Source organism: Yoonia sediminilitoris (assembly GCF_003058085.1).
GTDB lineage: Bacteria > Pseudomonadota > Alphaproteobacteria > Rhodobacterales > Rhodobacteraceae > Yoonia > Yoonia sediminilitoris.
The window spans coordinates 1-7,755 of the sequence record NZ_QBUD01000034.1 but is presented as its reverse complement, the minus strand read 5'-3'; the positions used below and the strand labels follow the sequence as shown (position 1 = coordinate 7,755).

Here is a 7,755-nt window from a genome sequence, read left to right as displayed (position 1 = left end):
AATTCTCACTATCTGCATGGTATTTCTCCTTTCCCAAAATTGATCTTCTAAGGGTCGCCGACCGAAGGCGGCGGGGTCCATACCATTGGCTCCTGATTAGCAAGACATTTTTGATCCGATTTGTGCATTTGTCAGAAGCAGTCATGTGTCCGTCCTGTTTGCGCGGTTTTGACCGCTGGCCCTGATGGGTTCCGCAAACCAAGTTCCTTACAGCTTAGCGGACAATTGCGCTTGGGACATATTGAGCGGCGCGCCGAGGCTGCGCTCCCTTTGGCGCCATTGCGCCTCCGTCATGTCCGTCCTTCCAACTCAAGTGCTGAGCCTTTCATTCTTTTTAATCGCCAAGTCGCTGGGAATGCATGTGATTCCAGTGGGCCGAAGCATAGACGCGGAGGTTCGGAAAAATGTTTCCTAAGATGGGCAAGACTTTTCCAGATGACGACGAAGGGAAAGTCGATCGACTAGAATACCAAATGGCCATTGCGGCTGCGCTGAAGCGGGAGCTCGGCGGAGCTCATCGGGCGATCAAGACTGTGATGCGCTGGACGGGTGTCTCGGAGCGAACGGCGAAGAACTGGATCGCAGGCTCTCACGGTCCGTCCGGTGAGCACCTGGTCGAGCTCATGCGGAACTCGGACGAGGTGTTGGCGGCCGTGCTCTCGCTGGCCGGCCAAAGCGACTTAAAGATAGGGGCGGAACTTCACGAAACCCGTGAGACTCTTCTTCAGGTGCTCAAGGTCTTGGACGCCCTTCTCGGAATTTCCGGGGTAGGGGTTGGTGAAAACGAGTAGGCGGCGTTTCGCACCAGTGGCGCGGCACTTTTGAGTAGAGCAACGTTCAGTTCGAAATCGCTTCGCTCCATCAAAACCGAGAAAATTCAGAAAGTTAGGAAATCACCCGTAGTTCGCCAGGTGTTCTCGCGTGCCGCCCTATTAGAAGAGACTGGTTCGCATTGGCCTCCCAGCACCGCCACCATACATATTTCTTGGTTTTTAATGGGTCGCCTTGGGCGGCCTTTTTCTTTTGTTTACAGCACCTTCATACATACCCTCCATTGCATTGAGTTTCTTTCGATGATGCCTGTATTGGTTTATTGAGTGGTATATAATGTGGTAGTTTCTATGGTGATATCCGGCAAGCTAACAAAAAAGTTGGTCGAAAACCTAGGCCCCGGGCGTCACGGAGATGGTGCCAGCCTCTATCTCGTCGTTGATCCATCGGGTGGCCTGAACCGTGCCTTTGCCAGAGAGCTCGGCATGACCACTGGAAAATATTACAAGCTCTATCGCCTGCAGCACGCACGTTATTTGCTGCAGGAAACCAGATTGAGCTTTGAACAAATTGCCCTGAGATGTGGATTCTCCTGCGGATCTGCGCTCGGGAGGTCTTTCCGCAGGGCATTCGGAAAGTCACCTAGTGATGTCCGGCACCGAGGCGCGCCTCCCGTCGGAAAGTCTTTGGTGTTTGGCCGAATTCAAGCTTGAAGGCCCGTGTCATCGCACCGGCATTTTCATAGCCGCACCTACCTGCGATTTCTGCGATGGACTGATCCGTTTCTTCGGCTAGTTTTCGCGCTAGCGCCAACCTCAGTCGCCTATAGAGCCCCTGCGGCGTCGTTCTTAGCTCGGACCCTATCCGCGTTTGGACAGTTTTCTGAGAACAACCGATACGGCGAGCGATTTCGGTGATCGAAATTGGTGCCTCAATGTGTGCCTGCATGACCGTCAAGGCACGGCATACGACTGTGTCATCTGATTTCAGTGGGAGTGCGTAAGGGTTGGCAACAGTGCGGCTCATCAACAGATGCGCGACTTCCATCGAGAGCAGTGGACTGTGGTCCTGGCTTATGATCGCCGCAGCCAGATCGAACGCCGCCATGGCACCGGAGCATGTCATCCGGTTCCGGTCGATGACAAAACGTTCCTGCACAGCATCGACGTCAGGGAAGGTTTCTTCAAACCGTGACAGTTCATCCCAGTGGATTGTTGCACGGTGATTGTCCAGCAGTCCAGCACGGGCCAGCAGCCAGCTCCCGGTGTCCATACCTGCCAGTTGCCTATGCTTCTTCGCCGCATGAAGCAAAGCGCGGGCAGTCTCACGGGTGTCGAGCTTCAGGAAACCATATGATGGCATCACAACAAGAACATCCCCTGTCTCGTCCCTCAGATCGCCGTCCGGGGCCACAACAAGCCCGCTGGAGCTTTCGACAGGCCGACCATCAAGCGAAAAATAGCGCCATGTGTACAGCCTGCGCCGCGCGAATGTGTTTGCCGCGCGCAGAGGCTCGACCAGATTGGCAAGACAGTGGTTCGAAAAGCCATCGAATAGCAAAATGTTGTATGACTGAGACATTTTTCAACTCTGCATATTTTTTGATCAAGTTTGCACATCATGAAGATGAGGAATGACGTTTGCTTCGTCAATCGTCTGCAAAGGAGGCCCCCGATGCATTTTGGTCTGTCCGAAGAACAGGAGATGATCGTCTCGACCGTCCGCAGCTTTGTCGAGAACGAGATCTGTCCTCATGAGGCCGAGGTGGAACGCACAGGCCAGGTCCCGCACGAACTGGGTGAAGAGATCAAGCAGAAGTGCATCGACCTTGGGTTTTACGCCTGCAACTTCCCGCAAGAGGTAGGTGGCGCGGGGCTATCACATCTGGATTTCACATTGGTCGAGCGCGAGCTGGGGCGCGGGTCGATGGCGCTCACGCATTTCTTCGGGCGACCTCAGAACATCCTTATGGCGTGCAATACCGAACAGCGCGACCGGTATCTTCTTCCGGCGGTGCGGGGCGAGCGGATGGATGCGCTGGCGATGACCGAACCGGATGCGGGATCGGACGTGCGGGGCATGAAATGTCAGGCGGTACGCGACAACGGCGACTGGGTGGTAAATGGTTCCAAGCATTTCATTTCGGGGGCCGAGCACGCGGATTTCTTTATCGTCTTTATCGCCACCGGTGTGGAGGACACCCCCAAGGGACCAAAAAAGCGGATCACGACATTTCTGGTGGATCGTGGCACACCGGGGTTCGAAGTGCGCGAGGGTTACAACTCGGTCAGCCACAAGGGCTACAAGAACTGCATCCTCTATTTCGATAACTGCCGCCTGCCCGACGCGCAGGTGCTGGGCGAGGTCGACGGCGGGTTTGCCGTGATGAACGAATGGCTCTATGCCACGCGGCTCACGGTGGCGGCCTTCTGCGTCGGGCGGGCGCGGCGCTGTTTCGATTATGCGCTGGAGTACGCCGCTGAACGTAAACAGTTCGGCCAGCCCATTGGAAAGTTTCAGGGGATCAGCTTCCAGATCGCAGACATGATCACCGAAATTGACGCCGCCGATTGGCTGACTCTGGCGGCGGCATGGCGACTGGACCAGAACAGTCCAGCCAACCGCGAAATCGCCTCGGCCAAGGTCTATGCCTCGGAAATGCTGGCGAGGGTGACGGATACCACTTTGCAGATCTTTGGCGGGATGGGGCTGATGGACGATTTCCCGATCGAGCGGTTCTGGCGCGATGCCCGCGTCGAACGGATCTGGGACGGCACCAGTGAAATACAGCGGCATATCATCAGCCGCGACCTACTGAGGCCACTTGGCGCATGACACGCGACCTTGGCCGTCTACTGCGCCCGAAATCCATCGCTGTGGTGGGCGGCGGCGCATGGTGCCAACAGGTAATCACCCAGTCGCGGCGGATGAGCTTCGCCGGAGATATCTGGCCCGTCCACCCCACCGCTTTCGAGGTTGCGGGGGTTCGCGCCTATGAAGGCCTCGAAGATCTGCCGGCAGCGCCCGATGCGGTCTTTGTGGGGATCAACCGTCACGCCACAATCCCACTGATCGCGGCGCTGTCTGCGATGGGTGCCGGTGGCGCTGTCTGCTTTGCGTCAGGCTTTTCTGAGGCGCTGGCAGAAGATGAAACCAGCCATAGTCTGCAAGAGGAACTGGTCACTGCGGCGGGCGCCATGCCGGTCCTCGGTCCGAATTGCTATGGCTTCATCAATGCGTTGGACGGGGCGCTTTTGTGGCCTGATCAACATGGTGCGCAGACAGTGAGTCGCGGCGTGGCAATCCTGACGCAAAGCTCGAATATCGCGATCAACCTGTCGATGCAGAAACGGGCGCTGCCCATTGCTTATATGGTCACTTGCGGAAATATGGCGCAGACAACACAGGCCGAGATTGCTGCCGCTCTGATCGACGATCCGCGCGTGACGGCGGTGGGCCTGCATATTGAGGGCTTCAAAGACATCCGAGAGTGGGAGGCCCTTGCAGCAAAGGCCCATCAAAAATCGGTCCCACTGGTCGCGCTTAAGGTCGGCGCATCCGAACAGGCGCGTGCCGCGACCGTATCACATACTGCGTCGTTGGCTGGAAGCGACGTGGGCGCACAGGCACTTCTCGACCGTCTGGGGATACCGCGCGTGACGGCCTTGCCGGATTTTCTGGAGACGTTGAAGCTCTTGCACTGCTACGGGCCGCTCCCAGCGCGCAACATAGCATCGATCAGTTGCTCGGGCGGTGAGGTCAGCCTAATTGCGGACATGGCCGAATGTACCGCGCTGACTTTCCCACCCTTGACAGAGGTGCAAAAGACCCAACTGCGCTCCGCCCTTGGTCCGATGGTCGCACTGAGCAACCCGCTGGACTATCACACCTACATCTGGCGCGATGGCGCCGCGATGGCACGGGCTTGGGCGGGTATGACGGGCGAAGGGATCGACCTGACCCTGTCCATCGTGGACTTCCCCACGACCGACGCGAGCGACTGGGAATGTACGATCGAGGCTGCCCTCGGGGTCCGCGCCGAGACCGGCGCCCGCTTTGCCATCGCCGCGACCTTGCCGGAGCTTTTGCCTCTAGATACCGCAGAGCGACTGATTGAGGGCGGCGTGGTGCCATTAATGGGCCTGCACGAAGCACTGTCATCGGTCGAGGCAGCAAGCGCTGTCAGGGCACCAGCGGGAACACCCGTCTGCCTTGCCGGTCCTTTAGACACAGGTGCAACACTGACGGAAGGTGCATCGAAAGAGGCCCTTGCCGCCTTCGGCCTGCAAGTGCCGCTAAGCCGGACTGTGACGGGTGCGCAGGCCGCACAAGCCGCCGCGCTCGACATGACTGCACCCTTTGCCATCAAAGGTGTCGGTCTGGCGCATAAATCAGAACATGCTGCTGTGCGTCTGAATGTCGAAGCGCAAGACGTCGGGCAGGTCGCAGCCCTGATCGCAACCGATGAAATCCTTATAGAAGAAATGATCAGCGACGGGGTCGCCGAACTTCTGATCGGCGTTGTCCGCGATCCTGCGCACGGTTTTGTGCTGACCTTGGGGGCCGGAGGCGTCTGGACCGAGATTTTGCGCGATACGATTTCGCTTCTGGTTCCCAGCACGCCGCAGGATATCCGCGCAGCACTCAGCAAACTCAAGATCGCGCCTCTGCTGACTGGATATAGGGGGCAACCGGCCGCGGAGATCACAAAAGTAGTCGAGGCCATCTCGGCTATCCAGAGTTATGTCATCGCGCACGCCGACAGCGTTATCGAGATCGAAGTTAATCCGCTGATCTGCACGCCCACGCAGGCCGTTGCAGTTGATGCACTGATAAGAAAGGCCTGAACATGGACCCGATAAGAACCCGCCGAGATGGTGCAATCCTCGAAGTCACATTGGATCGTCCAAAGGCGAATGCGATCGACCTTGCCACAAGCCGCCGCATGGGCGAGGTTTTTGCTGATTTCCGCGATGATCCCGACCTGCGCGTGGCCATATTGACCGGCGCTGGTAAGAAGTTTTTTTGCGCTGGTTGGGATCTCAAGGCGGCTACTGATGGCGACGCAGTCGATGGGGACTATGGTGTCGGTGGCTTTGGCGGCTTGCAGGAACTGCGTGATCTGAACAAACCTGTCATCGCCGCAGTCAATGGCATCGCCTGTGGCGGCGGACTGGAGCTTGCGTTGTCAGCCGACATCATTCTGGCAGCAGAGCATGCAACCTTTGCCCTACCCGAAATCCGTTCCGGCACTGTGGCAGATGCCGCAAGCGTGAAACTGCCCAAGCGCATTCCCTATCACATCGCCATGGAGTTGTTGTTGACCGGTCGCTGGTTTGATGCGGCAGAGGCCAATCGGTGGGGATTGGTGAATGAAGTCGCCCCTGCCAGCGAACTGCTGGCACGGGCGCGGGCAATTGCGCAGTTGCTGGCGGCCGGCCCGCCGCTGGTCTATGCCGCCATCAAGGAGATCGTGCGGGATGCCGAAGACAGTAAATTTCAGGACGCGATGAACCGCATCACGAAGCGCCAATTGCGGACAGTCGATATCCTTTATGCGAGTGAGGACCAGTTGGAAGGCGCACGTGCATTCGCCGAAAAAAGGGATCCGGTCTGGAAAGGAAAATAGACTTGCTCGCCGGCAGATCGCCCCTCAGCATCCGGTCCCGGTCATCAGGTCTTGCGGAAACGCGGTGACCACGGGTGTCGGTGTTCCGGTTTGCATAATCAGATCAGGTCGGATTTCAGCCCCAGCATTTCCTGTTTTTTCCTGCTGACCGACCGGGTCATCCGATCCGCGATCATGGCGATAGTCGCCATACCAATCCCCGCACCGTCGCAAGAAGCGCTGCGGCATAGACCGCCTCCATGGCTGGGGTGAATACGAAGCCCCAAGTGAACGGACTGACGGCATTGGTTAGTCCGATCTTGATGGGGAGCATGACATAGAAGAATGCGGAATTCTTCAAAAGTTCGATCCATGCGCGGCCATTGATGACCAGGCTCTCCAACGCGGCATTCAGCGAATTCGCCGGATAGAAAACGCATGCCGCGGGCCAGCTTTTCAGCGGTGGTAGGACAAATGACAAGGGACCGATGGATATGATTGTCGCGGTGATGATGCCCAGCATGCGCTGTCCATTGCCTTCGCATGGTGCGCCGCACCCGTACCATCCCGTAAGCCGTCCGCACCTTCGGAGAAAAAGCTGTCAGGTCTTGCGCCATAAACCTTCCAGACATTCCGACACGATAGTTTAACTGCGGCGCTGCTATGTGGTTTCTAGTCCATAATAATGCCTAGCGAGAGCCTTCCTTTGCCGCGATTTCGTTCAGGTCTTTGGCAGAATTGGCTGATAATTTGCCAGAGGGGGGACCGCGAGGAGCGGACCCGCTGCGTCTTTTCTGCTTCAGATCAGTTGGTCCAGGCGCGCCATGTGTCTTCGTTTTCGGCCATCCATTCGGCGACGGCTTCCTCGATACTCATGCCACCTTGATCCACTTTGGCAATCAATGCGTTCTGAATCGCGTTTGTCATTTGATATTTTTCAACAAAGCCACGGGCCGCTGGCCAGTTCTCGGCGAAATCACGTGAGACGATCTTCTCTACACTCGCTTGCGCAAATCCACAGGCGTCGCCTTTCGACTGACTGGATCCTGCGAGACAGTCCGGCGATGAAAAATCCCACGCGACAACATTCAGGCCGATTTCATTGTGTATCCAATGCGGTTGCCAGAGCATCATCAGCATAGGTTGTTCTGCTGCCACGGCTGACTTCAGTTCAGCGATCATCGCGCCTTCGCTGCCGCCGGCCACAGGCTGGAAGGGCAGGCCTATGGCTGCAACCTGTTCGGATGAGCGCGTGCCCCAATCCGCTGGATAGGTAATCAGTGTCTGACGTCAGCGCCTATGGGTCCAAATAGCTGTATTTGCTAAGGGAGGGTTTGTTGCTCATCGTAGCCACTGAGGAGTGGACGATGAGAAAG

General features: G+C 57.3%; 8 protein-coding genes. 5 read left to right on the top strand and 3 right to left on the bottom strand.

The window, feature by feature from the left end; all coding sequences use genetic code 11:
* Window positions 1-416: 416 nt before the first annotated feature.
* Window positions 417-791, top strand: a complete 375-nt coding sequence (locus tag C8N45_RS22715) for an XRE family transcriptional regulator (RefSeq protein WP_211095507.1) — start codon at window positions 417-419, stop codon at window positions 789-791.
* A 330-nt stretch (window positions 792-1,121) separates the two neighbouring features.
* The gene (locus C8N45_RS24055) at window positions 1,122-1,484 is read left to right on the top strand and encodes a helix-turn-helix domain-containing protein (RefSeq protein ID WP_108389315.1); all 363 of its coding nucleotides are present in this window, start codon (window positions 1,122-1,124) and stop codon (window positions 1,482-1,484) included.
* Here the strand turns inward: C8N45_RS24055 and C8N45_RS22705 are convergent.
* Window positions 1,414-2,352: a GlxA family transcriptional regulator gene (locus C8N45_RS22705; protein WP_108389313.1), complete on the bottom strand. Its 939-nt coding sequence runs from the start codon at window positions 2,350-2,352 to the stop codon at window positions 1,414-1,416. The genes C8N45_RS24055 and C8N45_RS22705 overlap by 71 nt on opposite strands.
* 93 nt (window positions 2,353-2,445) lie before the next feature.
* On the opposite strand from C8N45_RS22705, the gene C8N45_RS22700 reads away from it, so the two are divergent.
* Genes C8N45_RS22700 through C8N45_RS22690 form a run of 3 tightly spaced genes read left to right on the top strand, consistent with a single transcriptional unit; the run spans window position 2,446 to window position 6,400 of the window.
* Window positions 2,446-3,606: an acyl-CoA dehydrogenase family protein gene (locus tag C8N45_RS22700; protein WP_108389311.1), complete on the top strand. Its 1,161-nt coding sequence runs from the start codon at window positions 2,446-2,448 to the stop codon at window positions 3,604-3,606.
* Window positions 3,603-5,618, top strand: coding sequence for an acetate--CoA ligase family protein (locus C8N45_RS22695; protein WP_108389309.1), 2,016 nt, complete (start codon window positions 3,603-3,605; stop codon window positions 5,616-5,618). Before C8N45_RS22700 ends, C8N45_RS22695 begins: the two co-directional genes overlap by 4 nt.
* Before the next feature lie 2 nt (window positions 5,619-5,620).
* The gene (locus C8N45_RS22690; RefSeq protein ID WP_108389307.1) at window positions 5,621-6,400 is read left to right on the top strand and encodes a carnitinyl-CoA dehydratase; all 780 of its coding nucleotides are present in this window, start codon (window positions 5,621-5,623) and stop codon (window positions 6,398-6,400) included.
* A gap of 172 nt (window positions 6,401-6,572) precedes the next feature.
* Here the strand turns inward: C8N45_RS22690 and C8N45_RS22685 are convergent, their stop codons facing one another.
* Window positions 6,573-6,902, bottom strand: coding sequence for a hypothetical protein (locus C8N45_RS22685; protein WP_108389305.1), 330 nt, complete (start codon window positions 6,900-6,902; stop codon window positions 6,573-6,575).
* Window positions 6,903-7,183: 281 nt separating this feature from the next.
* Complete coding sequence (locus tag C8N45_RS22680) at window positions 7,184-7,657, bottom strand: glycine betaine ABC transporter substrate-binding protein (protein ID WP_258793386.1); 474 nt, start codon at window positions 7,655-7,657, stop codon at window positions 7,184-7,186.
* Between the last annotated feature and the right edge of the window lie 98 nt (window positions 7,658-7,755).